We start from the raw sequence: 17,424 nt of genomic DNA, 5'->3' as shown, positions 1-17,424 counted from the left end.
CAGTTTGCGCTTAGAGCAGCCTCTTGCGTCCTGCGCCACTCCCGCCAACTGTCCTTTCGTCATGCTCGGGCTTGTCCCGGGCATCTACTGCCGGTTGATAGGTAGCAGATCCTCGGCACAAGGCCGAGGATGACGCCGAGGTGGTAGAGGTGGCGCTACAGGCAGCTAACCTGACCGGCGGCCGCATAGGCTGAATAATTGCACACCAGCAATCCCGCCGTCAGAATCATTCCATGGCAGGCTGCCCAGAAGCTCGCATGTCGACATATCGAGGGACGAAAAATCGCCGCCAGCACCACGAGGAAGCTAGCGATCGCGATTGCCCAGAGCAGCATGTTCAGCGGCGGGAAATAGATTGGTATGATCTGCCAGCAGCTGGCAAACTTATAGGCTCCAGCCGTCCGGTAGGCCTGCAAAGCGAGTGCTGCCCATAGCAAGACGTGGAGCAAGATCACCGCCCCTTTCCAGCCCACCTTCACCGCATCGCTGCCAAGTGTCATTGGAAATCCCCTCGATGTTTCGAAGCGCGACAACGCAGCGGGGCGAAGATCGATCAACTTTTGCTGGAGCATGGTCGACATGGGAGTAGATTGCCGGAATAGCCACGCGGTGCCTGGCACCCCCCTCTGCCCTGCCGGGCATCTCCCCCACAGGTGGGGAGATCACAAGTGGCTTGAACTTCCTGCCCATCTACCGTTTCGCCGTGCTGTGACACCAGTTGTTTGGGGAAGCCAGTGCGCCCAGCCAATCTCCCCCCTTGTGGGGGGTCCGAAGGACGGGTCGAGACCCGTGGCTCGACCCCGGGCCTGGCAGGGCAGAGGGGGGTGCCACATGCCCCCCCGAACCCTACCCTCACGCCGCCACTTCCCCCTGCGCCGCACTTTCCGCCAGCTTCCGCGCCGCGACGAAATCCACCTTGCCGGAGCCGAGCACCGGCACCTTGCCGATATTGACTTCGGCCGGCACCATCATGTCCATGGCGCCCTTGGATTTGGCGAAGGCGAGGAATTCGGCGCGGGTGGCTGTCGGCGCGTCGGTGAGGAGCACCAGGCGCTCGCCCTTCTTGGCGTCGGGCAGCGAGGAGACGACGGAGAGCGCGCCCGGCCAGAGTTCGGCGGCCAGCGTCTCGACGGCGGCAAGCGAGATCATTTCGCCGCCGATCTTGGCGAAGCGTTTGGCGCGGCCGCGGATCTTGACGAAGCCGTCCTCGTCGATGGTGACGATGTCGCCGGTATCGTGCCATCCGTCGACGAGAGGCTCGAGCACGCCGGGCTTTTCGGCGCGCAGGTAGCCTGCCATGACATTGGCGCCGCGCACATGCAACCGGCCGCCCTCTTCGATGCCGGGCACCGGCTCGAGCTTCCATTCCATGCCCGGCAGGATTTTGCCGACCGTGCCTGATTTATTGTACATCGGCGTGTTGATCGAAATGACAGGCGCCGTCTCGGTGACGCCGTAGCCTTCGAGAATGCGCAGGCCGAATTTTTCCATATAGGTCTGGCGGGTCGCGGCCTTCACCGGCTCGGCGCCTGAGAAGATATAGCGGATCGAGCGGAAATCGTAAGGATGCGCGGTCCTGGAATAACCGTTGAGGAAGGTATCGGTGCCGAAGATGATCGTGGCATTGGAGGCATAGATCAGTTCCGGCACGATGCGGTAATGCAGCGGCGACGGATAGAAATAAACAGGCACGCCCGAAATCAGCGGCAGCACCGTACCGGCCGTCAGCCCGAAGGAATGGAACACCGGCAGGATGTTGAACACCTTGTCGCCGCTGTGGAAATCGATGCGGGCAGCCGCCTGTGCGGCGTTCGACAGGATGTTGCGGTGGGTGAGCACCACGCCCTTCGGCGTGCCTTCGGAGCCCGAGGTGAAGAGGATCACCGCCGGATCATCCGGCTGGCGTTTGACGAGCGGCCGCGCCTTCCTGAGATAACCCAGGATCTTATCCTTCAGGCCGATTTCGGTCCTGAGATCATCGAGCCAGACGATCTTTACCTGCTTTTCCATCTCGGCGATCACGGGGCCGAGCTTCGCCTGGGTGACGAAGGCGCGCGAGGTCAGCACATGCTTGACCTCAGCTGCCTTGCAGGCGGAGAGGATATTGGCCGCACCCGCGGTGAAGTTCAGCATGGCCGGCACCTTGCCCGCGCTCATCACGCCGAGAAGGGTGGCTGCAGCGCCATTGGCATTCGGCAGCATGACGCCGAGGTTGTTTTCCGGGAACATGGTGCGGAATTTGGCGCCGAGCACGGCTGCCCCGGTCAGCAGCTTGCCATAGGTCAGCCGGCCGGTGACCGGATCTTCGACGGCGAGCTTTTTCATGCCAAATTCATGGCCGGCCTGAATGACGCGGTCGAGTACGGTCGACGAGGTATCGGCGGTCTGGAACAGCAGGTTCGACATCACCTGGTAAAGGGCAGCCCCTGCCGCCGTGCGGCGTTTGCGGCCCTTCAGCTCCGGCGCCACTTCCAGCTTCACCGGCTCGAGAATGGTGACCTTGACCTTGGGGAACAGCCGGCGGCGGATCTTGCCGTTGTCGAGATAGGAGAGATAGCTCTTCTCCAGCCCGTCGATCCTCACCGGCACCACCATCGAGCCGGTCTTGTCGGCGACCATGGCGGCGCCATCATAGACCTTCATCAGCGTGCCGGTCACCGTCAGCCGACCCTCGGGGAAGATGCCGATCGGGTTGCCGTCTTGCACCACCTTGATCAGCGACCGCGTCGCCATCGGCTTTGTCGGGTCGAGCGGCAGGAATTTGCACATCTTCAGGAAGGGCCGCACCCACCAGGCCTGGGCGATCTTGTAATCGACGGCAAAGGTGGGCTCTTCCTCGGTGATCGCAAGCGCCAGCGCGCCGTCGAGCAGGCTGACATGGTTGAGCGCGATGATCGGCGCGCGGCCGGCCTTCTTGATATTCTCCAGCCCCTCGACCTCGAGCCGCATGAAGGCGCGGAAGAGGATCGAGATGAAATCGCGGAAGGGATTGGTCGGCAGCGTCTTCAGCATCAGCCAGGCGACGGCAAAATTGATGATGCCGAGGCCGATCAGAATCTCAGGAATGGAAGCGCCGAGCGCCTGGACGGCGGCAACGAGGCCGAGGCCGACGGTGATGAACAGGGCAGACAGCACATTGGCGGCGCCGATGACGCGGGCGCGGCGGTCCTCATGCGCCCAGGTCTGCAGGGCGGCAAAGGTCGGCACGGCGATGAAGGCGCCTGCTATCGCCATGCTGGCGAGATCGATGGCGACGCGAATGGTATTCTCACCGGCAAAGAAGGTGGCGATCGTCGTTGCATGGCTCACCGAAGCCAGGCCCCAGAGGTTCCAGGCGAGATCGAGGCTGAAGAGGCCAAGCAGCGCCGTGCCGACAGGGGCCGGCAGCAGCACGATGCGGCCGGACGACATCCAGGCGGCAATGGCCGAGCCGACGGCAACCGCGATCGCAAAGACGGTGAGATAGGCCGGCACGACGAGCTCGGAGCCGCCAAGCAGCTCGGTCACCATGGTCGGCAGGATGGAGAGAACGAAGGCGCCGACCAGCCAGAACCAGCAATTCATCAGCGCCGAACGCCACAGGCGCTTGTCCTCGCGGATTTCCATGACCAGGGTGTAGCTGGAGCGGATGACATTGCGGTCGATCTGAAGATCCGGCGCCTTGGAGCCGGTGGGCGGGATCATGCGGCTCGCCAGCCAGCAGAGCAGCGAAAGCCCCATCATCATCGTGCCGAAGAGCAGCACATTATCGCCGCTGGAAAAGGCGAGTGCGGCGATGATCGTGCCGCCGAGGATGGCAATGAAGGTGCCGCCCTCGATCCAGGCATTGGCCTTCGGCAGGTCGCGACGCTCGAGATGATCGGGCAGGATGCCGTATTTGATCGGCCCGAAAAGTGCTGAGACGACGCCGAAGCCGAACAGCGCCGCCATCAGCACGAAGATCGAGGAGAAGGCGAGACCGACAACGGCAAGCGCGGCAACCGCGATCTCGCAGCGTTTCAAGAGCTCGGCGATCTTCGCCTTGTCATGCTTGTCGGCGAGTTCGCCGCCGAGTGCGGAGAGCAGCAGGAAGGGCACGATGAGGATGACGCCGGCAAGCGTCACCAGGGCGGCGCCTTCACTGGCCGACATCTTGAAGAGAATGAGGAACACCAGGGTGTTCTTGAGGAAATTGTCGTTGAAGGCGGTCAGGAACTGGGTCCAGAACAGCGGCGCGAATTTCCTTGAGGTCATCAGATTGTGTTGCACGGCAGGGTTCCTCTTTCGGCTCGCAGAGAAGGCCACAGAGTTGTTACGCAAAAGTTGAATGCGATAACAACTCTGCGCTGTGGTTAACCAAGATCAATCTTCATCGTTACGATTGAACTTGACCAGGAGTTTCTCGGTGCGGGCATCCTCGACCTTGCGGATCAGCTTCTCGGATTCGGCATTGTCGCGCAGCGTCTTGGTGATATTCACCGTGGTCTGCACCAGCATCAGAATGCCCATGGCGAGGTAGCCTTTGCCCCAGAGATCGAGCGGCATCATGTAGAGGCCGAGCGCCAGCATGAAGGCGGCCGAGCCGAAGGAGATGTAGGAGAAGCTGACCCAGCTGGCGGAATGTTTCTGGAAACTGTCGTTCATTGTCGTAATCCTTGATGTTCGATGGATGGATGGACCGATGGATGCAATTTCAGGCAGCAGGCGTGATGCGGCTCTTCAGCCGCGCCAGCACATCATCGGCGGATGAGCGCAGCGGCGCGCCGAAGCCGGCATTGGCAAGCTTTTCGATGATGCCGGCCGGGCGGATGGCGCCTTCCATGTCCTTCAGGGCGGCGGCCGTCAGCTCATTCTGGCTCTGGCGCAGGCGAAGGCGCGCCAGCGTCTCCTCGGCATCGTCGAGCGTCGCAAAGCCTGGACCGGCGACGACGACATCGAGCTTCTGCGCCTCCTGCGTGGCACGTGCCAGCCGCTCGCCGCGCTGCAACTCCTGCAGCCTTGCCTCGGAAGCCCGCACGATGCCCTTCAGCTTGTCGATCGCGCTGGTGAACTGGCTCTGCGCCTTCTCGGACGCATCGCGCTCGACTTCGAGATAGGCGATCGCCTCGGCCGCCTCGCGGGCCAGCCCCTCATTGCCCTTCGTCAAGGCGGCGGAGGCGCGGATTTCGAGATCGGCGATGCGGGCAACGATCGTTGCATGCTGCCCCTTCTCCTGCTCGTTCTGGGCGATGGCGACCGCCACACTGCGCCGCGCCGACTGGATCGATTGGGCGGCATCGCGGATCTGCTGGGAAAGCAGCGGCACGGCGTGGCAGTCGGCGAAAGCCTGTTCGGCATCATGCGCCCTGCCCCGCAACAAAATGGAAATCAGTTTGAACATTTCCTTCCTCCGGTTTATGAACGTTGTTCACGAGAGGTGTTATGCCAGAATCATGAACGTCGTTCAAGATAAATTTTGAACGACGTTCAAAAAATCGAAGTGGAATGGTTAATGGCCGGTAGGCGAGAAGAAAAACGCGAAGACCTGAAGGCCCGGCTGATCGAGGCGGCGCGCGAGCGGATCGCCAGAGACGGGCTTAATAATCTCAGAGCCCGCGACATCACCCAGGATGCCGGCTGCGCGCTCGGCGGCCTCTACACGGTCTTTTCAGACCTCGCCGAGCTCGTCATCCACGTCAACTCCGCGACGCTGAAGGCGCTGGAGGCCAGGCTGACCCTGCCCGAGGCCAAGGACCGGCCGCCGACCGACCGGCTGCGCAACCTGGCGCAGGGCTATCTGAGCTTCGCCGTCGAGCACCGGAACCTCTGGAAGGCGCTGTTCGACCACTTCCCGCCGGAATCGAGCCCGACGCCGCAATGGCATCTTAACGAGCACCTCTTCCTGATGGATGTGATCGCCGAACCGCTGGCCGAACTGCAACCCGACATGCCCCCCGAAGACCGCGCCATCCGCGCCCGCACCCTCTTCGGCGCCGTGCACGGCGTCGTCAGCATCAGCCTCGAAGGCCGCTTCGTCGGCCTGCCGCTGGAGCGGCTGGCACGGGAGGTGGATGAACTGGTGCAGACGATCGCGGCGGGGGCGGAGCGGCGGCGGGGGTGAATGGTGGCTGGTGTCGCATGGGTAGAGGGCGTGGAGTGGCGTTGGGGGGAATGGCGCGGTGAGCTGACGGCTTTACCGTTTTAGCCGAAGCCCCACCCCACTCTCCGCCATGCTCGGGCTTGACCCGAGCATCCACACGCAGCACTTGGCGCGCATATGTTCTTCGATGGATGCCCCTGCCATTCCCGGGGCCGACGGCCAGCACCGTGCTCGCCACATGGATCCTCGGGTCAAGCCCGAGGATGACGGAATATGAGGAAACCTATGCGCAAGCAGCGCTTCGCGCTTCCGCCGGACTTGCTCCTGGCGTCCCGCCTCTTGCCGGTCGCGTCTCCCCACCCTCCGTCCTCCTCGGGCTTGACCCGAGGACCCATGGCCGAGCACTCTGTGCCCTCCACGCCACCGCGAAAAGGACACCCCATGAGCCGCATATTCATCACCGGTTCCACCGATGGCCTCGGCCTTGCCGCCGCCCGCACCCTCATGAAGGAGGGCCATGACGTCGTGCTGCATGCCCGCTCCCGCGAGCGCGCCTCCGCCATCGCCGAGATTTCGCCCGCCGCCCTCGGCATCGTCATCGGCGATCTCGCCAGCGCCACCGAGACACGATCGATTGCCGAGCAGGTCAACGCCATCGGCCGCATGGACGCCGTCATCCACAATGCCGGCATCTACCTCGAGCGGAGCCGGGGCGAAACGCCTGATGGTCACGCCAAGACGCTGGCGGTGAATGTGCTTGCCCCCTATCTGCTCACCGCATGGATCGCGCGTCCCGATCGCCTGGTCTATCTCACGAGCGGCATGCACCGCAGCGGCAGCAGCGCCCTTGACGATATCGACTGGAAGAAGCGACCGTGGAACGCAAGCCAGGCCTATTCGGAAAGCAAGCTCTACATCGCCACACTCGCAGCGTCTGTCGCCCGCCATTGGCCGGATGTTCTGAGCAACGCGGTGGATCCCGGCTGGGTACCGACAAAGATGGGCGGCGCCGGCGCGCCCGATGACCTCGAAATGGGGCACCTCACCCAGACATGGCTTGCGGCAAGCGATGAAGGGGCTGCGAAGGTCAGCGGCGGGTATTGGCATCATCGGCAGCGGCGGGAGGCGGCGGTGGAGATGACTGATGCTGGGTTTCAGGATGCGCTAGTGGGGAGGCTGGCGGAGTTGACGGGTGTGCGGTCGTTCGCGGAGCGCGGGTAACGGACAGGATGGGGGTAGCGAGCGTTTCCGCTCGATGTTTGCCGGCGGGCTTTTCTTAAGCAATCGCGCAGCCGGCGCCTTGTCTAAATCGCCAATTGTGGCCCGGAGTGGTGACAAGGTGCCGCCTGAGGTGCGCGTAGCTCCACACATCGGTAAAAAGAGCCAGAGTCAAAAACCAATGAGAACTTGAGCCCCCGTCAGCTTCGAACTGCTTCTAACAATTCATGCTCTCTTGTGGCGTCGACCACTTGGATGTCGCTAGCCCTGAATTGGTCAATCGCTTCCTGGAACGCCCGCCTCCGCGACGATTGGCCGGTCGGTCCTTCAACAGCAAAAACGATATCGCGCGGAAGAAGCTGCTTCAGGCGGTTAACAGTGAACAGCCACTTATTACCATGATCAAGGATGCGGCTCGGATCGTCTTGCCCGAGGTAAATCGGTTTCAGAATTTTGACGGGTTTATCATTGGCGAGCTCAACAAAAGGAAATGTCGCCGAATATACGCCGTCGTTGAATGAACGCCGTTTAAAATTTCGATCGATCTCTCGAAGCTTAAGCATCGTTCGAACGTGTCGCTCCAAGAGTCCCTCCCGGTAGATTGAGCTCGCGAAATTTCTTCTCACATAATGATCGAAGAGCTCATCGAGCTTATTCTTAGGATCCTCGGTCATCGCAAACTCGGCACTTCCTGCGCGAGCACGAGGACCATATCGCCATCGCCAAGCTACGTCACGGCAGGCCGCTGACGCCGACCGATATAGAGGAACTGCAAGCCATGCTGCTCACCGCCGGCATCGGCGACGCCAAGCACCTGGAGAAGGCAACTGAAATTGCCCACGGTTTCGGTGCCTTCGTCCGCTCACTGGTCGGGCTCGACCGCGCCGCCGTCGCCGAGGCCTTCTCCGGCTTCGTCGCGGGCAGTGGTGTCACAGCCGACCAGATCGAATTCATCGACATGGTCATCGAGCACCTCAAGAGAAGGGCGCAATGGATCCAGGCCTGCTCTACGAGAGCCCCTTCATCGATGTCGCGCCAGAGGGTCCGCAGCAGGTCTTCGACTTCGAGAAGACGAAGAAGCTCGTCGAGGTGATCAGAGGATTGAACGAGAGCGCGGCAGGGTGAGTAAATCGATAGCCGATAGCCGTCTTCGGTATCGACGTCGGCTTTTCCAGATCATCCGCCGCCATAGCCAGCTCATAAAGATATAAATACAATCCTATAAATAAGTATAGGAGACGGCCGGCCCGCTCAAGCCATTGGAGACCGAGCAGGTAACGTGGCCATCGGTCTTGACCTAAGCAACCATTCCGCTTCGCCCTCGAAACTCAGCTTGCACCTGGAAGAATCGGAAACCGAGGGAAGCATTAAAGCGTTGGCTGTGGCTCAGCTCTTTAGAAAACTTCCTATAGGTCAACTGAAAATTGACCTATTGTGCACTTCATAAAGTCACATCGACATTTTTGCCGCCACTGCGAGCGTTTCGTTCGCTTTGAGGGACGAAAGTTCGGGGGTATGTGGCGAGCAACAAAGAAATGGCTGGGGCGCCTGGATTCGAACCAGGGGTGACGGTACCAAAAACCGTTGCCTTACCGCTTGGCGACGCCCCACCAGAGCTTGAGCGGAAACCGCTTGCTCAAATCGACGCCTGATTAGCAAAGCTCTTCGCTTGTCACAATGACTAAGTTTAACCCGGCGCAGATTTATGCGCTGCACAGCACCCGCCGTCGTGCTAGGAATTGGCGACGTCATCGGCCCGAGATCATTCCTTCATGGACAGTCCCGCATTCGACCTCGCTTTCGAGCCGGCCTATGGGCAGGCCGTGCCGGTTGTTTCGAGTGTCGAGCGGGTTACAGTGAACAATCCCGGCCCTTTCACCTTTTTCGGCACCAACAGCTATATCGTCGGCTCCTCTTCCGTCGCGGTGATCGATCCCGGGCCGGAGGACGAGGCGCATTATCAGGCGCTGATGGCAGCCCTTGGCGGCCGCGCGGTGACGCATATCTTCGTCAGCCACACGCATCGCGACCACTCGCCGCTGGCCAGCCGCCTGCAGGCGGCAACGGGGGCGGTGACGGTGGGGCAAGGGCCGCATCGGCCGGCGCGACCGCTCAGGGATGGCGAGGTCAATCCCTTCTCCGAAAGCTCGGATCTATCCTTCGTGCCCGATATAACGCTCAGTGACGGCGAGACCCTGTCGGGCGATGGCTGGGCGCTGAGCGCGGTGCTGACGCCGGGGCATACGGCCAATCATGCCGCCTTCGCGCTTGCGGGCCGCGACATCCTATTGTCAGGCGATCACGTCATGGCCTGGTCGACCTCGATCGTCGCGCCGCCGGATGGTTCGATGGCGGATTACATGGCCTCGCTCGATCGGCTGATTGAGCGCGAGGACCGGCTGCTGCTTCCCGGCCATGGCGGACCGGTGACGGAGCCTGCCAGTTTCCTCCGGGCGCTGAAGGCGCATCGGCTGAAGCGCGAGCAGGCCGTGCTGGCGCGTGTCCAGGCGGGCGATGGGCGCATTGCCGAGATGGTGAAGGTGATCTATCGCGATACCGATCCGAAGCTGCATGGGGCGGCCGCCCTTTCCGTTCTCGCCCATATCGAGGATCTTCTGGAGCGCGGTATGATTGCGGCGGATGGGCCGCCAACGCTTGCCGCCACCTATCGGCCGGCGACACCGAAGTGAGGACGGGGGACATGACGATGAAGCCTCGAGCCGATTACAGCTATCGCGACGATCCCGATGTGCCCGTCTTTGCCGATGACCGGCCGCTGATCATCTTCGATGGCGAATGCGTGTTCTGCTCCGGCTGGGTGAAATTCGCGCTGAAACATGACAAGCAGCAGCGATACCGCTTCCTCGCGGCGCAGACGCCGCTCGGCGAAGCGCTTTACCGGCATTACGGGCTGCATGCGCGCGACTACGAAACCAATATCCTCATCGAAAACGGCCGCGCCTTCTTCAAATCCGACGGCTCGATCCGCATGGTGGCGGGCCTCGGCTTTCCCTATTCGCTGGTGAAGATCTTCCGGCTGCTGCCGCGGCGGGTGGCCAATGCGCTCTATGAATTCATCGCCCGCAACAGGCTGAAGATTGCCGGGCGGCAAAGCTGCATGGTGCCGACGCCCGAGCAGCGAAGCCGCTTCATCACATGAGCGACGACCGGTTTTCGCTGCTCATCATCGGCGGTTACGGCACTTTCGGCGGGCGGCTGGCCCGGCTGCTTGGCGATGAACCGCGGCTGAGGCTGCTGGTTGCGGGGCGCTCGCTTGAAAAGGCTGACGATTTCGTTGCCGATCTCCGGACGCCGAAGGATGGCGCCGAGGGTCTCGGAAGCAACAATCTCGGCGCGATGGTGCAGGCCGTTCGCTTCGACCGTGATGGCGATCTCACCGAACAGCTGACGCGGATGAGGCCTCATCTCGTCGTCGATGCCTCGGGGCCGTTCCAGAGCTTCGGCAAGGATGCCTATAAAGTCGCCGAGGCCTGCATCGATCTCGGCATCGATTATGCCGATATTGCCGACAGCACCGGCTTCGTCGCCGGCATTGGTGGGCTCGATGCCGCTGCCAAGGCCAAGGGCACCTTCGCTCTGTCAGGGCTCAGCAGCCTGCCCGCCCTCTCCTTCGCAGCACTGGAGGCAATGGCGCCGCATTTCTCCCGGATCGAATCTGTCGCGGCGGGCATTGCCCCCTCGGCGCATGTGCGGATCGGGCTCAATGTCGTGAGGGCGATCGCGAGCTATGCCGGCAAGAAGATCACCGTTCGGCGCGATGGGCGGCCGGCCGCCGCGCGCGGGCTGATCGATGCGATGCGGGTGACGGTGGCGGCGCCGGGGGTGGCGCCGCTGCGCAGCCGGAAATTCCTGCTGGTGGATGCACCTGATCTGGCGCTGCTGCCAGCCCGTTTTGCCGATCTCAAATCCAGCTTCACCGGGGTCGGAACGGAGCCGCAGCCGCTGCAGCACTTGCTCAGCCTTGCGGCCAGGCTCGTCCGCCTCCGGCTGCTGCCGTCGCTGCTGCCGTTTGCGCGGCTGCTGCAGCGCGCCAGCCACGCTCTTGCGATCGGCGAACATCGCGGCGGCATGTTCGTCCGCATCACTGGCGTCGATCACGCGGGCAAGCGGCTGACCTGCGGCTGGCATCTGATTGCCGAAGGTGATGATGGGCCGTTCATACCCATCATCGGCGTGGACGCGCTGGTGCGCCGGCTGCTGAGCGGCGTCCGGCCGGAGGATGGTGCGCGGCCGGCGGCGGGGGAATTGCAGCTTGCGGATTTCGAAGCGGCTTTCCGGCGGTTTTCGATCACATCCGGCATCAGGATGGAAAACGAGGAGACGCCCCTGCCGCTTTATCGGCAGATTCTCGGCAGCGCCTGGGAGCGGCTGCCGCCCGCCATTTCAGCTCTGCATGCCGGCGGCGCGCGTGTCGCCTCCGGCCGGGCGCGGATCGAGCGCGGCGGCGGGCTGCTGGCGAGGATCGTCGCTGGGGTGATCGGATTTCCGAGAGCCGGCGAGGATGTGCCGGTCACGGTGCGTTTCGTGCCCGATGGCGACAGGGAGGTCTGGACGCGGGATTTCGGCGGCACGGTCTTCCGCAGCTGGCAGGTCGAAGGCAAGGGCCGCGACCGGCATCTGCTCGCCGAGGTCTTCGGGCCGTTTCGGGTGCTGATGGCGCTGGTGCCGGATGGGGAAAAGCTGCGGCTCGTGGTGCGGGGATGGCGGTTCTGCGGCATTCCACTGCCGATGTTTCTGGCGCCGGGTGGCGATACGTATGAGGAGGAGCGCGATGGGCGATTCCACTTTCACGTGGAGATCGGCGGGCGGCTGACGGGGTTGGTGGTGCGGTATACGGGGTGGTTGGTGGCGGAGTGAGGGGGCTACCCTTCGCGCGAATGGCTGCCCCTCACCCTAACCTTGGCGGGGTCGAGCCACTCGTCTCGACCCGTCCTCCGGACCCCCGTAAAAACGGGGAGAGGGGACGTGCCCTGCGAGAGATGGGCTAGGAACGGAGAGGTTGCGGCGATTTCCCTTCTCCCCTCGGGGAGAAGGTGCCGGCAGGCGGTTGAGGGGGCCACACGGCACACCCCTCTCGTAACAACCTATCGGCGACGCCCTAAGACGATGCGGTCGAATCCCGCATAGGCGTTGTAAGGAAAGACCGGCTCGGCGGCCCCCTCATCGCAAGCGCTGTTTCCTCGCACATTGACCAAGCGCGTTGGGCCGTTTCGAACACTACCGCTGTGACAGAGATGGCAAGAATGCGCCATTTCCAGACCTTACCTCGGAAGCTGCGATCGTCCGGTCTCGGCCCTAACCGGTCGGCCGCGATGAATGCGATGACCGTCTCGATTTTGAGCCAAAGCGGAAAAATGCTGTTTTCAGAAGCGTCCTGTGATCCGCCATTGTGCCGCCTTGATGATCCCGCGGCCGGCTCGTCGAGATGGGCTTGTCACACATACCGTTCGACAAGCACGTGCAAGGGCTCATCAGGTAATTGGGCCAATCCAGCAATGTCATTGCTTCTAACGTAGCGCCCTCGATGGCCAGGCTGCCGGAACATCGTTTTATGTAAAGTTTCGATAAAACCCACCGTGGGTAAGCCCCGCTGCCTTCATGATGGAAAGCACCTTCACAAAGTCCTGCAGGTCGGCCGGCTCTATTCCCTCAAGATCGTGTCACTCATCAAACGATGTCCATGGTCCGCGCACCGTCTTGTCACCCGCTCAGATCAAGCTCCTGAAACCAGCGTGTCGATTTCGGCCGATCCTGTTCGATTAAGACGGAGCGCCGTGAGCCAGTCAAAGGAGAGACAAGTATGGCTGCCACTAAGCATTCCGAACACGTCGAACTACAGTCGCCACACCTCAGTGTCGTGGGCACCTTGCAAGCCATTTGGATGCTGCTGAAGCATCAGCGAAGGTACCGCCGAAGCTTGAGCGAGCTCTCGCGGTTTGACTCTCGCCTGCTCCGTGACATCGGCTTGGAGCCCCCAGAGATCTCCGCTGGAAAGATCGCAGAGCAGCAAGGAACTCTCGCCGGATAAGCAGAACTGGCAGCATTTTTTGCTCTTTGTCGAATCGCGGTGTTCAAGTTCGACTAACATCGACAGCACCATGGAGGAACCGGATGCGCTACCTTTGTCTCTTCTACATCGATCAAACACTTGCTGATGCCGCCAGCAAGGAGGAATGGGCCGAGATCGACCGGGAGTCCTTAGCTTCCAATGAAGAACTCCAACGTTCAGGCCACTATCTCGCCTCCAACGCTCTTGCCGACCCAAAGACCGCAAAGACATTGCGCGTTCGCGCCGGCAAGGTGAGTTGGACCGACGGGCCCTTCGCAGAGACCAAGGAGCATCTGGGTGGCTTCCTGCTCATCGAAGCGAAGAACCTTGCGGAGGCAATGGAGATCGCGGAGCGGGACTCGCTCGCTCGGATGGGGGCGATCGAGGTGCGCGAGACCGCCGGCTTTTAGATTCGAAGTGCCCCGGCTACTTCCCCTCATCCGCCCTACGGGCACCTTCTCCCCGAGGGGAGAAGGGTGAATCGAGAGGTTGCGGCCCGCAGGTTGTCGAGTTTGCCGCACCCGCTCCCGGCCCTTCGCTTTGGGCTCAGGGCGTTCGCCGCTGCAATCGATTCACTGGATCGATTGCTGCCGCCTTTGGCGGCACCGGTATGGGCGTTGAGTTTGCCGCACCGTATCCCGGCCCTTCGCTTTGGGCTCAGGGCGTTCGCCGCTGCAATCGATTCACTGGATCGATTGCTGCCGCCTTTGGCGGCACCGCGGCTCACCCACCCGCAATTCCTAAGAGTTCAGCATCCAGCGCCTTCAGATAATCGCCGGCGATTTCGGCGCTGAAGCCGAGGTCGTGTTGGCCGTAGCGGGAGGCGACGCGGATGTCGACGAAGGTGGTTTCGGCCTCTTCGCGCAGCCGAATGATGAAATCGAAGCGCAGGCCGAGGATCAGCGTGCGGGTGGTGCCCTGCAGCGTCACGCCGTTGACGCCGCGGATCAGCTTGGCGACGTCGTCGTCATAGGGGCGCGGCGTCGGCACGGGGATGGTATCGGGCGCATCGGCCACGGCATCGTCGCCGGCCTGCGGCGGCTTGACCGGTCTGTCCTCGGGGTCGCGGCCGGGCTCGGTGTCGCCGCTGCTCTCGGTGATGGTCATGCCGCTCATCTTGGCAACCTTGCGCACCGCCTCCAGCACGCGGTCGAGCGCGCCCTCATAGCGCCGGCCGGTGAGTTCGGGATAGGCGGCGAGCTGCTTTTCGCGATCCTCCGGCGTCACCTGCACCTTGCGCTTCAGCCAGATCTGGTCGAAATACGGCTGCGAAAGCCAGTCGGGTGCGGTGACCAGATCGGTGGAAACGTCATAGATATCAGGCAGCGTCATGTAACGCTCGGTGGCATAGGCGCCAAGCGCCAGCGGAAAAGCGGCATAGATCAGCGCCGCCAGCGCCGCCAGCCCGCCTTCAGCCCCGATCATCCAGAGGCTGCGCAGCCCGAGGGCTGCGAGCATGGCGGAAAGCAGCGCGCCGCCGGCGGCGGCAATCAGCAGCAGTACCAGATAGGGTGTGGCGAGGCCGCCGAAGCGATGGGCGATCATCACGGCCAGCGCCAGCACCAGGGAAAACGCCCCGATGAGCCGCGAAGAGCGGGCGGCGCTGGAAACGGGGCGGTCATAGCGGATGGCCATCAAACTTACCGGTTGCTCGTCAGCGCCCGCGCGTTCGACCACGCAAATCGCCTCAACCCTGTTTAGAGCATGATGCCGAAAAGTGTGAAGCGGTTTTCGGACGACATCATGCTCTATTCTTTGATTTAGATCCGGATTCAGATTTTAGGCCGGCCCGGCCTAAAATCATCCGGATCTGGGTCAAGATTCGGCTAAATTGAAACTATTGTCTGAGGCATCGCGTTGGAATCCAAGGCGATGGCCATGGCGAAACGGCGACCTCTTCATAAGCCCTTGCTGATATGTCAAAAAAAGGCCATTCTGCCGCGGTTTCATCTCCAGATGCAGAGGAGAGACGGGATGATTTCACCCGAAACGGCAGCAAGGCCGCAGGCGTCTGCGCTTGGCGGGATCGACCACCAGTCCGAGCCGATGCTGCCTTTGGAGCTGCTCGAGCTCGAACTCTCGCTCGAAGGTTATGCCGGCGGCGATGCCGGCTTCTGCGAGGCCGTGCGCCAGGCGGCGGCACGCTCGGGCGGCGAATTGCTGTTCGACCTTCCGGCCGGCGGCCTCATCGATGATTGCCGCCGCATCGCCGTGCTGCGCATTCCAGGCGACGGCCAGAAGATGCGCGTCGTGCTGGCGCTGCTCGACGATAACGGCACCGAAATCCGCATGCAGGCGCCCGATGAACAGACCGCGCCGCTGGTGCGTTTTGCTGATGCCTTCATCGAGGTGCTGGAGCGGATCTGAGGTTCAGAGCACGGGCGGTCGTTGCGTCAGTTCCTGGTCCCGCTTCTCGTCATCAGGCCGACAAGGTCCTCGTCGCCACTTTGCCGCGCGATACCCAAGGCTGTCACGCCGCTATCATCCTTGGCATCGGGATTTGCGCCGTTCTCCAGAAGCGCGGCGATAACATCAGGCCCATTCTGCCGGTTGAGCATTTGGACGATAAGAGGCGTTCGGCCGCGATTGTCGCGAGCCTCGATGTCGCCCCCCTTCTCTATGAGGAGGCTCGCCGCCTCAGGGTCGGTGATGATGTGGAGAATGGTTATCCCCTCGTCATTCCTGGCGTTGATATTGGCTCCGTTCGCTAGCAGAAGCTGCAGGATTTCCCGCTCGAAATACATGTCGAGAAGGTGGATAGGCTGGAATCGATATTCATCGACGGAGATCGCGAGAGATGGATCCGCCGCAAGCATGGCTCTTACCGTGGTGAGATCTCCCACCTGGACGGCATCATGAAATTTCTCGGCGACTTCGGCGTTGGTAGCAGTGGCTGAACTGAATGAAAGTGCCAGGACGGCGATCACGCGCAGGAAAAAGCCAAGCATTGTTACTCCGAAAAACTATCGGCGCTCGGCCGCGGCTTCCGCAACGCTGCGGAAGGGGAACTTGCGCCCGCATTCGCATTTGATGACGAAATTTTCCTGATGGTTGGAAGGCCGCTGCACGCCAAAGCCGCGCGGCAGCTGATCGACCTTGAAATCCGGATGCTTGCGCTTGGGATCATCGACTTCCGAGGCTTCGGCAAAGCCCTCATTGCCGCATTGCGGACAGTTCAGTTTTTTCGAAAATCGATCGCGAAGGGCCATGCTGGTTCCAGAGTTTGCTAGCTTTCCTCATACATAGGAATGTCCCTTATGCATAGAAAGGTTGGCCGGAGAAAGTGGAACCAAGTGCGGACGATGCCGTTCCTTTTTCGAAAAGGAGGCACTCATGCCGAACAGAGACCCGATCCCCACACCCAATGCCGATACGCCGCGCGGCCCGACGCCGACGCCAGGCATTCCCGACCGCATCCAGGAAAAACCACCGCTGACACCGGCACAGGACCCGGGCGACACGAAGAATCCTCAGGACCCGCCGCTTAATCCGGCGCTGCTGCCGATCGGCGATCCGGCTGGGGCGGCGTGATTCTGTTTCTCGGTTTCGGTGGTTGCCCCTCACCCTAACCCTCTCCCCGTTCTGACGGGGAGAGGGGACGTGCCCTACGCGAGGTTAGTGGGGAACGGAGAGGTCGCGGCATACCCCTTCGCCCCGCAAGCGGGGAGAAGGTGCCGGCAGGCGGATGAGGGGCTGGCCTCAGCGATCTCCCGGGCCAAGAGCAGCTTGACGCCCTCGCCCGAATGGCCTTTCCTCAGGGAAATGCATTCCAAGGAACACACCGATGCGCATCCACATTCTCATCACCGTCATGGCCACCATCGTCGCCGGGCTTTCGGCCTGCCAGACGATGACGCCGGAGGAGCGGCGGGCGGCGGATGAGCAGCGGTGCCTGAGCTATGGTTTCCGGCGCGGCACGGATGGTTTTGCCACCTGCCTGCAGCGCATCGATCTCGACCGGCGCGCCGAATCACGGGCGCAGAGCGCTGAGATGATGAACCGCATGGCCTGGGATCTGAACGGACCCTACGTTTACCGCGATCGTTGGCGCTATCGTTACTGAGTACCCGGGCGCCCT

20 protein-coding genes, 1 tRNA gene and 1 pseudogene are annotated in these 17,424 nt (G+C 62.1%); 12 read left to right on the top strand and 10 right to left on the bottom strand.

Features of this window, described 5'->3' with window-relative positions; genetic code table 11:
• Positions 1–155 precede the first annotated feature (155 nt).
• The 4 genes from RlegSU303_RS03595 to RlegSU303_RS03580 all read right to left on the bottom strand — a co-directional run bounded on the left by RlegSU303_RS03595 (position 156) and on the right by RlegSU303_RS03580 (position 5,359).
• Positions 156–581: a hypothetical protein gene (locus tag RlegSU303_RS03595; protein ID WP_017959337.1), complete on the bottom strand. Its 426-nt coding sequence runs from the start codon at positions 579–581 to the stop codon at positions 156–158.
• A gap of 271 nt (positions 582–852) precedes the next feature.
• Positions 853–4,248, bottom strand: coding sequence for an acyl-[ACP]--phospholipid O-acyltransferase (locus RlegSU303_RS03590; protein WP_094086543.1), 3,396 nt, complete (start codon positions 4,246–4,248; stop codon positions 853–855).
• Positions 4,249–4,341: 93 nt separating this feature from the next.
• Positions 4,342–4,623 (bottom strand): YiaA/YiaB family inner membrane protein, encoded by a 282-nt coding sequence (locus tag RlegSU303_RS03585; protein WP_003546080.1) that lies wholly within the window; start codon positions 4,621–4,623, stop codon positions 4,342–4,344.
• 49 nt (positions 4,624–4,672) lie between these two features.
• A complete protein-coding gene (locus RlegSU303_RS03580; RefSeq protein WP_017959335.1) occupies positions 4,673–5,359 on the bottom strand; it encodes a PspA/IM30 family protein in 687 nt (228 codons plus the stop codon).
• A 111-nt stretch (positions 5,360–5,470) separates the two neighbouring features.
• On the opposite strand from RlegSU303_RS03580, the gene RlegSU303_RS03575 reads away from it, so the two are divergent.
• Both RlegSU303_RS03575 and RlegSU303_RS03570 read left to right on the top strand, forming a co-directional pair.
• Entirely contained in the window at positions 5,471–6,079 is a 609-nt protein-coding gene (locus tag RlegSU303_RS03575) for a TetR/AcrR family transcriptional regulator (protein WP_017959334.1), read from the top strand.
• A gap of 420 nt (positions 6,080–6,499) precedes the next feature.
• Positions 6,500–7,279, top strand: a complete 780-nt coding sequence (locus tag RlegSU303_RS03570; RefSeq protein ID WP_131720394.1) for an SDR family NAD(P)-dependent oxidoreductase — start codon at positions 6,500–6,502, stop codon at positions 7,277–7,279.
• Positions 7,280–7,476: 197 nt separating this feature from the next.
• Here RlegSU303_RS03570 and RlegSU303_RS03565 read toward each other — a convergent pair whose 3' ends face one another.
• Complete coding sequence (locus RlegSU303_RS03565) at positions 7,477–7,950, bottom strand: hypothetical protein (protein ID WP_017959332.1); 474 nt, start codon at positions 7,948–7,950, stop codon at positions 7,477–7,479.
• Positions 7,951–7,967: 17 nt separating this feature from the next.
• Between RlegSU303_RS03565 and RlegSU303_RS03560 the strand changes: the two are divergent.
• A pseudogene (locus RlegSU303_RS03560) lies at positions 7,968–8,198 on the top strand (type I restriction-modification enzyme R subunit C-terminal domain-containing protein); the annotation flags it as partial.
• On the opposite strand, the gene RlegSU303_RS34190 reads toward RlegSU303_RS03560, so the two are convergent.
• A complete protein-coding gene (locus RlegSU303_RS34190; RefSeq protein WP_261337856.1) occupies positions 8,139–8,267 on the bottom strand; it encodes a hypothetical protein in 129 nt (42 codons plus the stop codon). The pseudogene RlegSU303_RS03560 and the gene RlegSU303_RS34190 sit on opposite strands and share 60 nt — an antisense overlap.
• Between RlegSU303_RS34190 and RlegSU303_RS34185 the strand changes: the two genes are divergently transcribed.
• Positions 8,267–8,401, top strand: a complete 135-nt coding sequence (locus RlegSU303_RS34185; protein WP_261337855.1) for a hypothetical protein — start codon at positions 8,267–8,269, stop codon at positions 8,399–8,401. The genes RlegSU303_RS34190 and RlegSU303_RS34185 overlap by 1 nt on opposite strands.
• A 411-nt stretch (positions 8,402–8,812) precedes the next feature.
• Here RlegSU303_RS34185 and RlegSU303_RS03555 read toward each other — a convergent pair.
• Positions 8,813–8,886: transfer RNA gene (locus RlegSU303_RS03555), tRNA-Gln, on the bottom strand.
• Between the two features lie 162 nt (positions 8,887–9,048).
• Between RlegSU303_RS03555 and RlegSU303_RS03550 the strand changes: the two genes are divergently transcribed.
• The 5 genes from RlegSU303_RS03550 to RlegSU303_RS03535 all read left to right on the top strand — a co-directional run bounded on the left by RlegSU303_RS03550 (position 9,049) and on the right by RlegSU303_RS03535 (position 13,756).
• On the top strand, positions 9,049–9,966 hold the full coding sequence (locus RlegSU303_RS03550) for an MBL fold metallo-hydrolase (RefSeq protein WP_017959330.1): 918 nt from the start codon (positions 9,049–9,051) through the stop codon (positions 9,964–9,966).
• Between the two features lie 11 nt (positions 9,967–9,977).
• Positions 9,978–10,436 (top strand): thiol-disulfide oxidoreductase DCC family protein, encoded by a 459-nt coding sequence (locus tag RlegSU303_RS03545; RefSeq protein ID WP_017959329.1) that lies wholly within the window; start codon positions 9,978–9,980, stop codon positions 10,434–10,436.
• Positions 10,433–12,154 (top strand): SDR family oxidoreductase, encoded by a 1,722-nt coding sequence (locus RlegSU303_RS03540; protein WP_017959328.1) that lies wholly within the window; start codon positions 10,433–10,435, stop codon positions 12,152–12,154. Before RlegSU303_RS03545 ends, RlegSU303_RS03540 begins: the two co-directional genes overlap by 4 nt.
• Before the next feature lie 943 nt (positions 12,155–13,097).
• Positions 13,098–13,325, top strand: a complete 228-nt coding sequence (locus RlegSU303_RS34470) for a DUF1127 domain-containing protein (protein ID WP_017959327.1) — start codon at positions 13,098–13,100, stop codon at positions 13,323–13,325.
• A gap of 83 nt (positions 13,326–13,408) precedes the next feature.
• Positions 13,409–13,756, top strand: a complete 348-nt coding sequence (locus RlegSU303_RS03535; protein WP_027666739.1) for a YciI family protein — start codon at positions 13,409–13,411, stop codon at positions 13,754–13,756.
• Positions 13,757–14,069: 313 nt separating this feature from the next.
• On the opposite strand, the gene RlegSU303_RS03530 is transcribed toward RlegSU303_RS03535, so the two are convergent.
• Complete coding sequence (locus RlegSU303_RS03530) at positions 14,070–14,981, bottom strand: DUF1499 domain-containing protein (RefSeq protein ID WP_131720391.1); 912 nt, start codon at positions 14,979–14,981, stop codon at positions 14,070–14,072.
• 339 nt (positions 14,982–15,320) lie between these two features.
• Here RlegSU303_RS03530 and RlegSU303_RS03525 point away from each other — a divergent pair, with 339 nt between their 5' ends.
• Positions 15,321–15,713 carry a hypothetical protein gene (locus tag RlegSU303_RS03525; protein WP_017959324.1) on the top strand — a complete coding sequence of 131 codons (393 nt, stop codon included), beginning with the start codon at positions 15,321–15,323 and terminating at the stop codon, positions 15,711–15,713.
• Between the two features lie 26 nt (positions 15,714–15,739).
• On the opposite strand, the gene RlegSU303_RS03520 is transcribed toward RlegSU303_RS03525, so the two are convergent.
• Complete coding sequence (locus tag RlegSU303_RS03520; protein WP_231283464.1) at positions 15,740–16,273, bottom strand: ankyrin repeat domain-containing protein; 534 nt, start codon at positions 16,271–16,273, stop codon at positions 15,740–15,742.
• 36 nt (positions 16,274–16,309) lie between these two features.
• A complete protein-coding gene (locus RlegSU303_RS03515; RefSeq protein ID WP_003546063.1) occupies positions 16,310–16,555 on the bottom strand; it encodes a hypothetical protein in 246 nt (81 codons plus the stop codon).
• Positions 16,556–16,679: 124 nt separating this feature from the next.
• On the opposite strand from RlegSU303_RS03515, the gene RlegSU303_RS03510 reads away from it, so the two are divergent.
• Both RlegSU303_RS03510 and RlegSU303_RS03505 read left to right on the top strand, forming a co-directional pair.
• A complete protein-coding gene (locus RlegSU303_RS03510; RefSeq protein ID WP_065282354.1) occupies positions 16,680–16,877 on the top strand; it encodes a hypothetical protein in 198 nt (65 codons plus the stop codon).
• Positions 16,878–17,130: 253 nt separating this feature from the next.
• On the top strand, positions 17,131–17,409 hold the full coding sequence (locus RlegSU303_RS03505) for a hypothetical protein (protein WP_094086547.1): 279 nt from the start codon (positions 17,131–17,133) through the stop codon (positions 17,407–17,409).
• Positions 17,410–17,424 lie beyond the last annotated feature (15 nt).

It is taken from the genome of Rhizobium sp. SU303, from assembly GCF_021052345.1.
Classification (GTDB): Bacteria; Pseudomonadota; Alphaproteobacteria; order Rhizobiales; family Rhizobiaceae; genus Rhizobium; species Rhizobium laguerreae.
This window is presented reverse-complemented; position numbering and strand designations above follow the sequence as displayed.